7 protein-coding genes are annotated in these 16,178 nt (G+C 69.9%); 5 read left to right on the top strand and 2 right to left on the bottom strand.

Annotated elements, in window-relative coordinates; all coding sequences use genetic code 11:
- Nucleotides 1-141: 141 nt before the first annotated feature.
- The 3 genes from E3O39_RS19775 to E3O39_RS15630 all read left to right on the top strand — a co-directional run bounded on the left by E3O39_RS19775 (nt 142) and on the right by E3O39_RS15630 (nt 10,205).
- Nucleotides 142-8,517 (top strand): S-layer family protein, encoded by an 8,376-nt coding sequence (locus E3O39_RS19775; protein WP_166787244.1) that lies wholly within the window; start codon nt 142-144, stop codon nt 8,515-8,517.
- Between the two features lie 16 nt (nt 8,518-8,533).
- Nucleotides 8,534-8,902, top strand: coding sequence for a DUF4440 domain-containing protein (locus E3O39_RS15635; RefSeq protein WP_134446209.1), 369 nt, complete (start codon nt 8,534-8,536; stop codon nt 8,900-8,902).
- A gap of 178 nt (nt 8,903-9,080) precedes the next feature.
- On the top strand, nt 9,081-10,205 hold the full coding sequence (locus E3O39_RS15630; RefSeq protein ID WP_134446210.1) for a Vms1/Ankzf1 family peptidyl-tRNA hydrolase: 1,125 nt from the start codon (nt 9,081-9,083) through the stop codon (nt 10,203-10,205).
- A 17-nt stretch (nt 10,206-10,222) separates the two neighbouring features.
- Here E3O39_RS15630 and E3O39_RS15625 read toward each other — a convergent pair whose 3' ends face one another.
- Entirely contained in the window at nt 10,223-12,412 is a 2,190-nt protein-coding gene (locus E3O39_RS15625) for a YhgE/Pip domain-containing protein (protein WP_241985108.1), read from the bottom strand.
- A gap of 11 nt (nt 12,413-12,423) precedes the next feature.
- Nucleotides 12,424-12,942: a hypothetical protein gene (locus tag E3O39_RS15620; RefSeq protein WP_134542336.1), complete on the bottom strand. Its 519-nt coding sequence runs from the start codon at nt 12,940-12,942 to the stop codon at nt 12,424-12,426.
- 413 nt (nt 12,943-13,355) lie between these two features.
- Here E3O39_RS15620 and E3O39_RS15615 point away from each other — a divergent pair, with 413 nt between their 5' ends.
- Both E3O39_RS15615 and E3O39_RS15610 read left to right on the top strand, forming a co-directional pair.
- A complete protein-coding gene (locus E3O39_RS15615; RefSeq protein WP_134446212.1) occupies nt 13,356-14,033 on the top strand; it encodes an ATP-binding cassette domain-containing protein in 678 nt (225 codons plus the stop codon).
- Nucleotides 14,034-16,166, top strand: a complete 2,133-nt coding sequence (locus E3O39_RS15610) for a YhgE/Pip family protein (protein WP_134446213.1) — start codon at nt 14,034-14,036, stop codon at nt 16,164-16,166.
- Nucleotides 16,167-16,178 lie beyond the last annotated feature (12 nt).

The following is a 16,178-nucleotide window of genomic DNA, read 5'->3' as shown; positions in this document are numbered from 1 at the left end:
AGGGATTGACCGGCGCGATGCGCAACCGGTAGCTTCTCGGAAACGTACTCAACAGGGACGCTTCTGCGTACCCGGGCACCCGAAATGCCCCGCGTACGCCGAAACATCGCTGCTCGCATTGCTTACCCTGGAGTACCCGTCATGCCGCTTTTCCGCCCTGCCATCGTGCCGCGCCACAAAAAGCGTCAGATCCTCTTCGACCACGGTTTCCTCGCCCCGGCCCGGGCGCACATGCGGATCACGGCCAGCGTCCTGGCCGGCCTGCTCGTCGCCGTCGGCCTGACCGTCGGCGCCATTGTCGCCCCGGCGACCGCTGCCGGGATCGTCACCCTCACGGCCAGCAGCACGCCGACCATCCTCGCGGGCGAAAACGCGACCGTGAGCCTCACCGCGACGGCTCCTGCCGGCGGCACAACGGACTACTACAACCTCGCATTCCGGTACCAGCTGCCCGCCGGAGCGAGCTATGTCCCCGGCAGTACGGCAGGGGCAAGCGGCCCGGCCCTCCCTGACCCGACGATCGTGACGATCACCGACGTCGTGGGGCCGCCGGCGGTCACCCACCAGGTGCTGATCTGGCCGAACATCGCCGACCTCGTGCACGGAAGCACCACCGGCCTCACCTTCGGGATCACGCCAGACCCCTCCGTCTTCCTGGTCGGATCTCCCATCCCCGGCAATGCCGCCGTCTACGGCCAGACCGACCCTCGACTGCTCGCCAAGTTCACGCCGACAACCGGCGTCGTCGTCGCAGGCAGCTTCGCATTCACGGATGCCGTCACTCCCGTTTCCACGAAGGTCGCCGCCCTCAAGGTCACCAAGACCGAACCGAGCCCCGAGCATGAACTCATGCGCGGCGCACAGGACCAGGCCACCGTCTACACAATCACCACCAAGAACACCGGGGTCGCCGCCACGACCGGCGTCGTGCTCGTCGACTACCTCCCGGCCGGCCTCGAATTCCTCGGTTGCGGCAGTGTCGACAACAGTGCGGCGGGCACAGAGGAGTACCCGGGCAGCGGCCCGCTCGGCTCCTCCACCGGCGGTCCCTCCTGCGCGACTCCCGCGCTCGTCGAAACGGTCAACGACCGAGCAGGCTTCCTCGGCCAGGTCTTCACGAAGGTCACTTGGAACCTCGGCACCCTCACGGCCGGGTCCACCCGCACCATCACCTATTCGGCCGCGATCCCGCTGAAGGCCAACACGATGTGGCCCGCCGGCCAGGTGCCCAACGCCGCCGCGCGCCTGCAGGCGGCCAACCTGGACAACAACACCGGGGCATCGACTCGCCAGGAGGCGCCAGCCGCCGCCGGCCAGGGCCTCACGAACACCGCAGTCGCCACCGGCACATACACCGGCCCCGTCGCCACTCCCGCGGATGCTGCCGCAACCTCGAGCGACTCCGTGACCGTCAAGGCCATGGACCTGTCGATCGTCAAATCCGTGGACTCCTCGGACTTCGTGGCCGACGGCATCGCGCACTTCACCCTGCTGCTTCGATCGAGTGAGTACACCACCGATTCCGCGATGACGATCACCGACGTCGTTCCCAACGGGCTCTGCCCGATCATGCCCGCTTCCGTCGTGGTGACCGGTCCGCGGGCCGGTCAGCTGCCGGCCGGCTGCACCGGAGGCGGCACGGTGACGGGCGCCACCGTCAACAGCGTCGTCGCCAACGCCGACGGCAGTTTCACGGTCGTGCTCACGCCGAACCCGACGAGCCTCCCGGTGAACACGAGTCGCACGATCGGCTACGACGCCCTGATGTCTTCGACCTACGCCGGAGACAGCCAAAGCGGGCCGACCGTCGCGGGAGACAGCTTCCTCAACACCGTCGGGATCACCGGCACGACAACCGACGTCACCGCCGGCCTCGGCAGCACGCCGGTCACAGACGACTCGTCGGCCGGCCTCGCGTCATCCAGCCCGACCATCACCAAGAAGGTGCTTCCCCGCCCGGCCGCCGGTGGCACCGCCGTTGACTGCGCCGCCGCGGTCAACGCGCCCAACTACACAGACACCCAGGTGCCGACCTACCACCTCGGCGACAAGGTCTGCTTCCAGCTGACCGTGGCGTTCGCAAGCTCAACCCGCACCCGCAACGCCCGCATCACCGACTTCACCCCGGTCGGAACGAGCTTCGACGGCTTCGCGCCCGCGTCAGGAAGCACCGTCGCCGTGACCCCCGCAACCGGCACAGAGTCGGCAACCCCGGCAGGCACCCTGCCCGCCGCCTGGAACCTCGGCACGCCGGACAACGGATCGACCGACCTCTACGTCGCCAAGGGCGCAACCCTGACCCTCTTCGTGAGCGCCATCGTCACGTCGACGTCGCCGACCGCCGTCGTCGACATCACCGCGAACCTGATGAAGTACCGCCAGGAATCCACGGCAGGGGCCGTGCTCGCACTCCGTGACCAGGTCGACTACGCGATCGCCCCTGCCCCCACCGTCTCCCTCGCCAAGAAGATCTCCGCCGTCAACGGTGCAGCCCCGGCCGCGCCGGCAACAGACGTCAAGGTCAAAGAGGGCGACGTCGTGACGTACGCCCTCGACGTCGCGAACACCGGAACGGCCGCCGCAGGCACCGATGTGCCGGTCTCTGCCGTACAGGTCTGGGACGCCCTCCCCGCCGGCTACACCTGCACCACGTGGATCGTCGCGTCGATCACGCCCGCCGGCAGCTGTCTGAATCCCGGTGATGCCGGCTACCCGACCACAAATGCTGTGCCGGCGAACTCTCGCAGCGTCATCGTCTGGACCGTTCCGGGTCCACTCGCCCCAGGAGCGGCAGCCACCCGGCTCAGCTATGCGGTGACGGTTCCCACCGGCGTGAGCGTGTCGACGGTGTTCCCGAATACGGCATCCGTTGTCGCCTTCACCTCGCCGAACACCGCGGGCGGCGACACGGTCTACTTCCCGAAGGGCTCGTTGAACCCTGCCCATGACACCGACGGGAATGCGCTCCCGGCCAACAGCACCGCGCAGATCCGCCTCGCCGACGCCGCCGTGGCCAAGACCGGCGTGTCCCGGATCGTGGCGACCGGCAACACCGCCAACCAGGCCGTCGCGGGGGAGCTCGTCGACTACACCTTCTCCGTCACGGTGCCTGCTCATACGACCGTGTACAACGGAAAGCTCTCCGACGCGCTCCCGGCCGGACTGACCATTCCGGTCGGAACCGTCGCGACAGTGTCGAGCGTGCCGGCCGGCGGCTCATTCGACCCGACGAACGGCGCCCTGACCTTCCCTGCAACCTTCGACAACACCACCGCCGTGGACCAGGTCTTCACGGTGACGCTGCCCGGCGTGCTCGTCGGCGTCGGTCTGGCCTCCGGAACGCTCACCAACACCGCGACCTTCGCGAGCAACGCCACCCTCGGCGGGACCGCGGTGACCCCGCGCACGGCGGCCAAGGCCATCACGGTCGTGACCCCACTGCCGACCCTCGCCAAGATCGTCGACAAGCCCACCGCCCAGGGCAATGACATCGTGACCTTCACTCTCACGGCCGGCAACACCGCCGGCCGCCCCGCAGCCTACGACTCCGTCGTCGTCGACTGCCTGCCCGCGGGACTGACCCTGACGGCCTTCCTCTCCCCTGCCGCTTCGCCGACGACGACGAGCGTGCCCGGGGACGGCACCAACGGGTGCGCCAGCGGAACCACCAGGCTCGGCTGGGTGCTCCCCGGCACCGGTGCACTCCTGGCCCCCGCGACCACCGTGCTCACCTATTCGGCACGGGTCGCACCCAACTCCGCCGGGCTCGTCACGTACACCAACACGGCGAGCGTTACAGGCTCGACCCTGAGCAGCAACGGAGCGAACAACGCCGCCGTCGAGCGCGTCGTCTCTGCCGCCGCGTCGGCCGTCGTCACGGTCGAAGGCGCCACGACGGTCAAGACGGCCACCCCGAATGCCGTTGCGGTCGGCGGCGCGGTCGCATACACGATCACCGTCACCCTGCCCAAGAACGTCAACTTCTACAACGCATCCATCATCGACACCCTGCCAGCCGGCGTGACCGCGAACGCAGGCTCCGCCACGGTCACCTGCCGCACCGCCACCGCCGTCGACTGCATTGCCACGCTGCCCAAGGGCCCCGGTTTCACCCTCGCCCCGTCCGGCCAGAAGATCGGGTGGCTCCTCGGGGACGTCGTCGCTGCGACCGAGGACCGCACCGTCACCGTCTCGGTCACCGGCACCGTCACCACGGCGCCCGCCAACACCGCGGGAACGTTGCTGACCAACACGGCCGCTCCGCGCTGGAACGACACGGCCAAGTCCGATCCGGCCAATGCCGCAGCGGGCTTCGACCGCACCGGCCCGGCCGGATCCGCGGGCGTCACCGTGCTCGAACCGGTGCTCAGAATCGCCAAGACCGTCTCCAACGCCACTCCGGAACCCGGCCAGGCCTTCACGTACACCGTCACCGCGACCAACGCGAACACAGCAACGACGTCCGACGCGTTCGCCGTGACCATCGTCGACACCCTTCCCGCCGGGATCGACCCTGCGAGCGTGACGAATATCTCCGGCAATGGTGTGCTCTCCGGCACGACCATCACCTGGACGATGCCGACCATCGCCAAGAACGCGTCCGTCACCCTGACCTTCGACGCCAGGCTGGCCGCGTCACCGAGCCTCACCGGCAGCGCGATCGTGAACAGCGTGAGCGTGACGAGCTACGCCTCCTTGGCGGCTGGCGGCCGGGTCTACACGGCCAACCCGCCGACGGCGACGGCGGCGGTCACCCCGCGCTTCCCGCACATTGACCTCGCCAAGACCGCGACCAACGGTGCGACCGCATACGTGAACACCCCATTCGGCTGGACGCTGACGCTCACGAACACCGGAGCGGGCACCGCGGCGACCGTCACCCCGACGGATGTCCTTCCCGCGAACTGGGTGTACCTCGCCGGTTCAGGCACGGTCTCGATCGGGAGCGGCGCGGCCGGGCCCCTCGGCGACCCGACGGTGACCACCGCGAGCGGAGTGCAGACCCTGGCCTGGCCCGCGTTCACGGCCGTGGCCCCCGGAACCGTCATCAGCATCCGCTACAGCGCGCAGCCGACCGCTGCGGCAACCGTCACTCCGGGAGCCGGGGCGGGCATCCGCCACACCAACACCCTCTCGGCCTCCGCGACGGATGCCACCGGTGCGACCGGTCACGCCGGCCCCGCCCCGTACGCGGCGAGCCCGGTGACCGCTGACGCGCACATCGATGCGGCCGACGTCACCCTGGCCAAGACGGCCGGCTCGGCCCTCGTCGCCGGGCGCAGCACGCCGGATGCCTTCAGCATCACCGTCAGCAACACCGGACCGGACACCGCGGTCGGGGCCGTCGCCGGACACAACTTCACGGTCACGGACACCCCCACCCAGCCCTTGCCCACCGGCATCACCGCCACGGGGGCGACCGGCACCGGCTGGAGCTGCACGGTTCCGAACGCCGTGACCGGCGCCTTCAGCTGTGAACGTGTCAACGCGAACGAAACCCTCGCCGCAAACGCCGCATTCCCGGCGATCACGGTCGCCATGCTCGCCGGATCCGGTGTGCCGAACGGCACGGCCGTCGTCAACTCCGCCACCGTCTCCGCCCGCACCTTCGACCCGCTCCTCGGCAACAACACCGCGAGCGCGACGAACACGGTGACCACGAGCGCCGACCTCGGCATCACGAAGCTCGCCAGTGGCGTCTTCGCCGCCGGCGACACGGCGACCTGGACCATCGACGTCACCAACGCGGGTCCGTCGACCTCTGTCGGACCGATCACCGTGACCGACACCCTGCCCGGGCACCTCTCCGCCGTCTCGGTCACGGGAACCGGCTGGACCTGCACCACCGCAGCGACCCCGGTGAGCTGTGTCTCCGCGGGCGGCCTCGCGCTCTCCGCGACCTCGCGCCTGACCGTGACCGCCACGATCGACTCCGACTTCACCGGCAGCCTCACCAACACGGTTGCCGTCACCGGGACGACGCCCGACCCGAACCCGGCCAATAACAGTTCCGCACCGACGACCCCGGTCGGGAGCGCAACAACGCTCTCGATCGCGAAGACCCTGCAGGATGCCCAGCTCGTGCCCGGAACGGATGCGACCTACCGCTTCGTCGTCGCGAACACCGGCCGCGCCGACGCCCGTAACGTGCGGATCGCTGACGCGCTGCCCAACGGCCTGACCTTCGTGCGGCTCGCGGCCGGTACCCCCGGCGCCTGGACCTGCACCGAGACCAGCACCACTCCCTCGACCATCGGGTGCGTCCTCACGGGCACCCTGAAGCCCGGCGCCGGGGCCACCCAGACCGTCGACGTCGTGGTCGCGGTGCCGAGCGGCCTCACCGGTTCCGTCGTCAACACCGCGACCGCAGGAGCAGACAACGCCCCCGACGCGAGCGACAACACCAACACGGGACTGATCGGCAAGGCCGATCTGGGAATCACCAAGACCCACCCCGCCGGCGCCGTGACGGCAGGCACCGACCTGACGTACTCCCTCTCGGTGACCAACTACGGTCCGTCGGACGCCCCGGCAGGCACCGTCGTGACCGACCACATCCCGGCAGGGCTGGTCGCCCAGGGCGCGGACGGTGGCGCCGACTGGACCTGCGCTGCACCCGTCGGACAGGATGTGACGTGCACGAGCACGAGCATCCTTCCCGTGGGAGCCACGGCAGGCGTCGTCTCCGTGACCGTCGGCATCCCGGCGAACGCCGGGCCCGCCGGCTTCACCAACGTCGCGGACGTGACCGGGGTTCTCGACGAGCCAACGCCGAACGCGCACCCCAACACCGCGAGCGACCCGACCGACGTGACCACGCACGCCGACGTCACGATCGTCAAGACGATCGTGCCGTCCGCTCGCACCGTCACCGCCGGTGGCAGCATCGGCTACGCCCTGACGGTCACCAACGCCGGTCCGTCGACCGCGGATGCGCTCACGGTCGCCGACACTCTGCCGGCCGGTTTCACCGCCACCGCGATCAGCGGTGCCGGCTGGACCTGCGTCCTGGCCAGCCTCAGCTGCACCCGCGCCCAGCTCGGCGTGACGAACTCCGTGATCAGTGTCACGGCATCCGTTGCCGCAGCGGTGCCTGACGGCACCCGCGCGGTCAACACCGCGACCGTCGGCTGGACCGACAGCCGCTCATCCGCCCACACCGACACCGACACCGTGCCCGTGACCGTTGTCGCGATCGCCGACCTCGAGCTGAACCAGTCGACCGCGACGGCGACCCCCCTCGCGGGCGCTGACGTCGTCTTCGACTTCGCGCTGCGTAACGTCGGCACCTCGGACGCCATCGGTCCGATCACGATCACCGACACCCTGCCGGCCGGGCTCCGGTTCCGTTCGAACACGGTGGGCTGGACCTGTGTCGCGAGTGCCGTTGCCGCCAGCGCCCCGCAGGTCGTCACCTGCACCCTCGGTGACGGGAGCACCGGCCTCGCCGCCGGCGGCACGGCGACCGCGCTCTCGATCACGGTGAGCACTGACCCGACTCTCGGTGCCGTCACGCTCGACAACCCCGCGATCGCCGCGACACCGACAACGGAGTCCACGCTCGTCAACAACCCGAGCCCCGTGCGGGTGCTCTTCGCCCGCAGCGCCGACCTGTCCCTCGTGAAGACCCACTTCGGCTCAGGCGCGATCGGCGCTCCGACCCCCTTCACCCTCACGGTCTCCAACGCGGGACCGTCCAGCGCCGTCGGGGTCCGGGTGGTCGACACCCTCCCGGTCGGGCTCACCTGGGTCGACAGCGCGGGTAGTGACCCGGCGTGGTCGTGCTCGGCTGCGGCGTCGACCCCCGTCGGCTCGACGGATGTCTCGTGCGCCCTCGCGACGCCCGTCGCCGCCGGCGCGGACGCGCCGACCCTCGTCGTGAACGCCCTCGTCGACGCACGGTCGTTCCCGACGGTCACGAACGCCGCCGCCGTCACCGCGGTCACCCCCGACCCGGACCCGGCAAACAACTCGGCGACCGATCCGCTCGTCGTCGCCCCGCTGGTGAGTCTCGCTGTGACGAAGCACCACACCGGGCAGGCCATCATCGGATCGAACCTGGACTACCTCGTCGCGGTCACGAACACCGGAGCCACGGCAGACCCGGGTGGATTCACCGTGGTCGACGTGCTCCCGGCCGGGCTCAGCTACGTCTCCGGCCACGGCGACGCCGTGACCTGCGCCGCAGGGTCCGACGCGGCGCTGGTCACGTGCACCTTCGCCGGCGCGCTGGCCGTCGGGGCGACCCGCACGGTCACGATCACGGTGTCCGTGCTGGCCACTGCGTTCCCGACCGTGGTCAACACGGTCACCGCGCACAGCCTCTACGCCGACCCGGCCGCCCCGGCGGCCCCGGCGGCCCAGGCGAGCGACTCCGCGACCGTTCTGAAGGCCCTCGCGCACACCGGAATCGACCTTCCGGTTGAGCTCCTCGCCCTCCTCGCCCTCCTCGCTCTCCTGCTCGGTGCCGCGCTCGTCCTCACGAGTCGCCGACGCCGCGCCCAGCGTGCCGAATAGGGGCTAGCGTTGCAGTATGACTGCGATCACTGACGATCTGCCCGCCCGCCTGCTGCACGAAGAGCACGAGGGCTGGGACGCGATCCTTGCCCGCCGCGCCGGGGACTACTACTGGCGCACAATGACGCGCGATGCCCTGTTGGTGCTCCCGGGGAACGTGGTCGCCAGAGAGGCGGTGGCCGCGTTCTTCGAGGCCCTCGCGCCGCTCGACAGCTACGAGCTGCACGACCCCGCCGTGATCCGGATCAACGATCGCGCGGGCATCCTCGTCTACCGGCTCGTCACCCACCGCGGCGACGAAACCGTCGAGACGTCCGCCGCGACCACCTACGTGTTCCAGAACGGCGGCTGGTGCGTGGCCCTGCACCAGCAAAGCCCCGTCTAGCCTCGAAGTCCGTCCGCGAAAGCGGGTGATTCGTCGGTTCCGCCTGCCCAGACCGACGATTCACCCGCTTTCGCGAGCGGATGCCGGGTGTCTTGTGGGTACACGGGGGCGGGTCTACCGTGACGAGACAGGGTTCCCGCATGTGGGGAACCCGGGTAGCGAGAAGGGACCCGGGTCAATGGCTGACTTTGGAAACGAGGGCCTCGCGGAGCTTTACCGCCGGCCCGGAAGCGCATCCACCGTTTACGTCGACGTCACCCAGGATCGTGAGGATCCGAGACGCACCTCGAGCCTGCGCCATCGCTCCGTGCGCGAGGCACTGGCCGATGCCGGTGCCCCCGAGGCCGACGCCGACGTCGTGATCGACCGGATCGAGGAACCGCCCGGCAGGCCGGGCAAGGTGAGTCGGCTGCTCGTGGTGCGGGACGGCCTCATCGAACTCGACGAGCTGTTGCCCGGTGAACCGCTCGGCGAGCTGATCGTCTCGCACGGGCCGGTGCCGTGCCTGCTGCCGCTGCTCATCCAGCGTCCGCGCGACCTGACCTACATCATCGCCGAGGTCGGGCGTGACGGCGGCGAGATCCGGCAGTTCCGGCTCAGCCGCACCGGCGCGGTCGCCGAGGAGGAGATCGAGGGCGACACCGAGTACATCACCAAGGTGCAGGGAGGATTCCTGTCCAACTCGCGGTACCAGCGCGACACCGAGGAGATCTGGAAGCGCAACGAGGGCCAGATCGCCGACGCGATCGACGAGATGGTGCGCACGAGCGGTGCGGAGCTGCTGATGCTCACCGGGGACGTGCGCGCGCGGCAGCTGCTGGTCGCCCAGCTCGCCCCCGCGAGCAGGGACATCCTCGCCGTGGTGCCGACGAACACCCGCCCCGGCGGCGCAACGACCGTTGAGCTCGAAGCCGACCTCGACCGGCACCTTGCCGCGATCCTCGCCCAGGACGAGTACGACGCTCTCGAACGCCTCGACACCGGGCGCGACGAAGGCCTCGCCGAGGCCGACTTCGCCGCCGTCGTGCGTGAGCTGCAGCAGGGCCAGGTCGAGGTGCTGCTGCTCGCTTCGGGAGCGCTGCCCGAGGCGACCCTGCTCGCGCTCGACCGTGAGCCCTGGGTGGCGTCGACCGAAGCGGATGCCCTCGGCGCGGCCGTTCTCGGAGCCGTGCCTGCCGCAGACGCGCTCGTCCGTGCCGCGTTGCTCACCGACGCGCGCGTGGTCGTGGTGTCGCCGGGGGAGCTGCCCGGCGGGAGCGGGGCCGCCGCGCTGCTCCGCTGGTCGACCCTCTCGACCCACTGAGCCGGCCGGTCAGCCGATCAGCCGATCAGGCTGGGGCGCAGGTCGCGCAGGGTGCGGAAGTGCGTCATCCGGGTGACGCCGACCGCGGCCAGCACGAGGCCGCCGACGACCCAGAGGAGCAGCACCCCGGCATCCGCCCAGGCCGTGGCCGGGTTGCCGCCGTACATCAACTGGCGGATGCCGTCGACCGCGTAACTCATCGGCACCACGTGGTGCAGCCAGGCGAGCGGCGCCGGCAGGGTCTGCCACGGGAAGGTCCCGCCGGCGGTGACGAGCTGGATCACCATGAGCACGAGGCCGACGAACTGGCCGACGCTGCCGAGCCACACGTTGAGCGCGAGGATGATCGCCGCGAACGCGAGGGCGGCGAGCCCCATCATCCCGTAGGTGCCGACCGGGTTGTGCACCTCGAAGTGCAGGATTCCGGCGAGGATGCCGAACAGCGCCGCCATCTGCACGAGGCCGAGGAGGCCGGGGGTGAGCCAGCCGGCGAGGGTGATCTTGAGTGGGGAGTGCAGGGCCGTGATCGCCCGGCGTGACACCGGTTTCACGATCAGGAACAGCGCGTAGATGCCGATCCAGCCGGCGAGGCTTGCGAAGAACGGGGCCATGCCGGCGCCGTAGGTCCCGGCGGAGGTGACGGCAGCGGTCGTGAGCGACACCGGGTCGGCGATCGTCGAGCCCTGCAGGGTGCGGGTCTGGGCGTCCGAATTCGGGATGCTCGTCACCCCGTTCGCGAGGCCGTCGCGCAGTAGGCCCGCGCCGGACTGCAGGGTGACGAGCCCGCTGTTGAGGCTCGTCGCGCCGGTCGCAATGCTTTCGGCGCCGGTCGCCGCGGTACTCGCGCCGGTGGCGGCGGATGCTGCACCGTCGTTGACCGTTCCGGCCCCGGCCGCAAGCGTTGCGGCCCCTGTAGCGGCGTCGGTCGCGCCGCTCGCGACGTTGCTTGCACCGGCGGCCGTCTGCGCGGCGCCGGCGGCGAGGGTTGCCGCACCGGTTGCGGCGGCGGCGGCGCCGGCAGCGACGGTTGCCGCGCCGGTGGCGACGCCACCCGCACCCGCGTTGAGGGCCGTGAGCTTTCCGTCCTTCGTGATGAGGCCGTCGAGGCCGGCCTGGACTCCGGCTGCCTGCGCGCTGGCGGTCTTCATACCGGTAGTGACGGTTGTCAACTGGAGGAGCGCAGCGTCAACATCGGCGGTGCTGAGATTGGCCGACGTCAGCTGTGTCCTGATAGCGGTCAGACTCGATTCGAGAGCTGTCGTCGTCGTCGCGTTAAGTGTCGTGACTGCATCGCCAGTAGCCGCGGAAAGGGCAGGCACGCCCTTCTCAAGCAGCGCCTTGGTCCCTGCCGACACGGAGGCCGCTCCTGTGGAGAGCGGGACTGTCCCGTCGGCAAGCTTCTTCGTTCCGGCCGCGAGGTCTGCAGCGCCGCCGGAGACCTTCGTCGCCCCTGCAGACACCTGGCTGGCGCCGGTCGCGAGCGTCGCAGTCCCGGTGGCAAGGCTCGTTGCCCCGCTCGAGAGCTGGCTCGTTCCGGTCGCGAGCTGGCCGAGGCCGGAGGCGAGCACGCCCACGCCGCTCGAGAGCTGGGCGGCACCGGTTGCGAGGCTTGCGCTCCCGTCGGATGCGGTCGTCGCGCCATCCGTCAGCTTGGTCGCGCCGTCCGCGGCCGTGACGAGGCTCGAGCGCACGTCGGACAAGCCGATCAGGAGCCGGTCGGCCGCTTCCTCATTGACCTTCGAGACGATGGCCTCCCGGATCTTCGTCGCGGCCTGGCCGCCGATCGTCGAGGCGAGATAGCTGTTCGTGTCGTTCGTGGTGAGGGTGATCACCGACTTCCGCGGTGTCGACGTGGCCGAGGATGCGATGCCCTCGGAGAAGTCGGCCGGAATGGTCACGCTGAAGTCATAGCTCGCGTCGGCGACGCCGGCCGCGGCCGTGGCCGCGGAGACACGGTGCCATTGGAAGGCTCCGGCGTCGGTGAGCTGCGTTGCGATGTCGTCGCCGTAGTTATGGCTCACATCGTCGATGACCGTCCCCGTGTCGGCGACGACGAGGGCGACCGGCACGCGGTCGAGACCCGCATACGGGTCCTGGTTGGCCCACAGGTACAGGCCGCCGTAGAGCACGGGCACGAGCAGCAGGGCGGCGAGGGCGACCCGGGACATCACGGTTGCGGTCAGTCGCGCCAGTTCGGCGCGAATCATGGCGAAAACTTTCACAGGACATCGGCTCCGGGGATGGTGACGGGGAAGCGGGTGAGTCCGGCGGGCAGCATGCCGTCCGGCTCCAGGTTGGCGAGCTCGAGGTCAGCGATGGCGTGCGCCGAGGCGTCGCCGGCGATGACGAGCACCGCATAGCCACGCGCCGCCAGTCCACCGGCGATGTCCCACCAGCCGAGCGGATCGCCGCCGTGGCGGTCGGGAGAGGTGAGCACAAGCCCGAGCACGCCGTCGCGCAGCACGGCCAGTTCGGTCAACAAGCGGATGCGGTCGTCGGGCGCGAGGTCGCCCATGTCACTCCGCGCCCGGTCGGCGAGGCCGAGCCCGGCGAGCAGGTGCTGGGTGGACTTGCGACGGAGGCCGGCGAACATGAGCTCTTCGGCGACGACGTCTTCGACCATGACGTCCGCGGCGGGCTCCGAGACGCCGAGGGCGTCGACGAGAGCGATCTGGCGACGCAGTGCGGCGTAGTCGGAGTGGCCGTCGATCGTGACGGTCCCGCTGTCCGGGCGCATCCGGCCGGAGGCGATGAGGCCGAGGACCGTGGGACGGCGTTCGGTCTCGGCCCGGGCGAAGGCGACCGCGCCACTGCTGAATTCCAGGGTCGTCGACGGAAGGGCAGAGTCTCTCGGGCCNTGGTGACGGACGAGAGGTTAACGCGCATGCGAGCGCCTCCGGAGGTGAGAGGAAACCCATACGAGGTCGGCACGGGTTCCGGGGGGGGGGGGGGAGGAAGAGGCATCACGGCGCTGGGACTGAGGCCACTCTAATTCACAAGCACGCGATTTTTACTGACTAGTCAGTTCTGGTCAGACGCGGGGTCGTCGGGTGATCGAAGTGGACGAAGCCGGACCTGCTTGCGCGGAGCGGTCGGCGGATCTATACTGACTAGTCGGTACAAAACGAGTACCGCCACGAAAGGAACGACGTGCAGGCGACACTGGTAGCGGACGAACTGACTGTCAGTTACAAACGAGGCCTGGTCTACGGGCCGATCAGCTTCAGCGCCGACGACGGCCTCACGGTCATCTGCGGCCCGGCCGGCAGTGGGCGCACGAGCCTGCTCCTCACCCTCGCCGGGCGGATGCGGCCAACCTCCGGAACCTTGTCGGTGCTCGGCGAAGACCTTCCCCGCCGCGCCCGCCGGGTCCAGCGCCGCACCGGCGTGTCCGGGTTCCACGGCATCGACTCCCTCGAAGAGTCGGTCACCGTCGGGGCGGCCATCCGCGAGCGCCACGCCTGGCTCGCCCCCTGGTGGTCATTCATCCGGGCGGTCGACGACGCCGAGGTCGTCCGCGTCTGCGCGCCGGTCTTCGGCGATATCCCGGTTCCGGCCGCGAGCACGATGATCTGGGACCTCGACGAGGTCGAGATGGTGCTCCTCCGCGCGTCGCTGGCCATGATGAGCCGGCCCAGCGTGCTGTTCTTCGACCAGGTCGAGCAGGTGCACTCCCCGGAGGCACGCCGCCTGCTCTGGGCCCGGCTCGGCGCGATCGTCGCAGCCGGCACTCCCGTGATCGCCTCGGCCATCGCACCGGACTACGAAATGTGGGCGGGACTCGGACTCGAACCGACCGTCCAGTACATGAACCAGGAGATTCGCTAGATGTTCGCCTTCCTATCCACGGGCACCGAACTGCGCCGATTCGGCAAGGGCACCCTGCCCAAGATCGCGCTCGTCGTGTTGATGTTCATTCCCCTGATCTACGGCGCCCTCTACCTGTGGGCCTTCTGGGCGCCGGACAAGGAACTCAGCAAGCTCCCCGTCGCCCTCGTCAACTCCGACACGGGCGCCGTCCGTGACGGCACGGACGTGACCGCGGGCAACGACCTCGTCGGCAAGCTCCTCGACGGTCACGACCTGGGCTGGGTCGAAACCAGCGCGGCCGACGCCGCCACCGGGGTGACCGACGGCGACTACTACTTCTCCGTCACCATCCCCGCAGACTTCTCCACGGATGCGATCTCCGCAGGCACAGACACCCCGACCGCTGCCGAGGTGCTCGTCGACTACAACGACAGCAACAGTTTCCTCGCCTCCACCCTCGGCAAGCAGGCCATGATCCAGCTGCGGGACGCCGTGTCCCTGAACATCGGGGACCAGACCGTCAACACGATGCTCGTGGCCGTGAACAAGGCCGGTGACGGCATCCGCACCGCCGCGGCCGGTGCCGGAACGCTCGCAGACGGCCTCAGCACGGCCGAATCCGGCACAGGCACTCTCGTCGCCGGGCTGAACGACCTCTCCGCCGGCGCGTCCACCCTTGACGACGGCGCGGCACAGGTGGCCGACGGATCGTCGACGCTGGCCGCGGGGATCAGCACGCTCTCCTCGGGAGCGGCAACGCTCTCCTCTTCCTCGCTGAAGCTCTCCGACGGCGCGTCGACTGTCGCCGCGGGAACCCAGAAGGTGTCCGATGGACTCGCCTCGGCGGCCACGGGGGCAGCCACCCTCTCGGACTTCTCAGACCAGCTCGCCGAGGGGGCGACCTCGATCGCGACGGGAACCGGACAGCTCGCAACCGGGACGAAGGACCTCGACGACGGCCTCGCGAAACTGGAGGCGGCCATGGCCGCTGCCCCGGCCGGCACGCCGGCATCCGCGTTCCTGCCGACCGTGACGAAGCTCGCGACCGGAGCCGACACCCTCAACACGAAGACGCAGGGCGCTGCCACCCAGGTTTCGGGATACGCGACGCTGAGCGGAAACTTCGCCACCGGCATGGGGACGCTCTCCGACGCGCTGACCGCAGGCGCCCCCGGGGCCGCCCAGGTGGCAGCCGGATCGGCGCAGGTGGCCTCCGGATCGGCGGCCCTCGCCTCCGGAGCAGGCCAGCTGGCCACCGGCGCGGCCACCGCCGCGACCGGGTCGGCCACGCTCGCCACCGGTGCGGACAGCCTCGCCGCCGGAACCGGCACCCTCGTCGACGGCAGCAGCCAGCTCGTCGCGGGCGGCACCGCCCTGCAGTCCGGCACCGTGCAACTCGCCGACGGCAGCCACACCCTGGCCGATGCCCTCGCGACCGGAGCCGCGGACGCACCCAGCCTCACCGACGCGCAGATCTCCGAGAAGGCCGCGGTGATCGCGAACCCCGTCGACCTCAATCAACGGTGGGAGAACGCCTCGGACAGCTTCGGCGAGGGCTTCGCGCCCTTCTTCCTCGCCCTGGCCACCTTCGTCGGTGCACTCATCACCTGGCTCATCCTGCGTGCCCTGCCGACCCGCGCGCTCGCCAGCGCCGCCTCGGGCCTGCGTGCCACGATGACCGGTTTCCTGCCGGCCATGGCGATCGGGTTGAGCCAGGTCATCATCATGGTCCTGGTGCTCGTCTACGGCATCGGGCTGACCCCGGCGCACTGGCTGGGCATGTCCGCGTTCATCTACCTCACAACGCTCGCGTTCCTGGCGCTGCAGCAGATGTTCATCATCCTGTTCGGCACGGCGGCAGGCCGCGTGATCAGCCTGGTGCTGCTCATGCTGCAGCTCAGCTCCTCCGGCGGGACCTATCCCGTCGAGACCACGCCGGAGTTCTTCCAGATCCTGCACCCGTGGATGCCCGCTTCCTACGTCGTCACCGGGCTGCGGCAGCTCATCACGGGCGGGATCGACTCTAGACTGTGGCTTTCCGTGCTCGTTCTCGTAGGCATCCTGGTCGGCTCGATCGCGATCAGCGCCTGGAGCGCGTCTCGGCAGCGGATGTGGACGATCACCCGGCTGCACCCGGAACTGACCATCTAGGGTTGCGACCCG

Origin of the sequence: Cryobacterium sp. MDB2-A-1 (genome assembly GCF_004402675.1) — a bacterium.
Lineage (GTDB): Bacteria > Actinomycetota > Actinomycetes > Actinomycetales > Microbacteriaceae > Cryobacterium > Cryobacterium glucosi.
The sequence above is the reverse complement of the archived record's forward strand: the minus strand, read 5'-3'. Positions and strand labels throughout refer to the sequence as shown.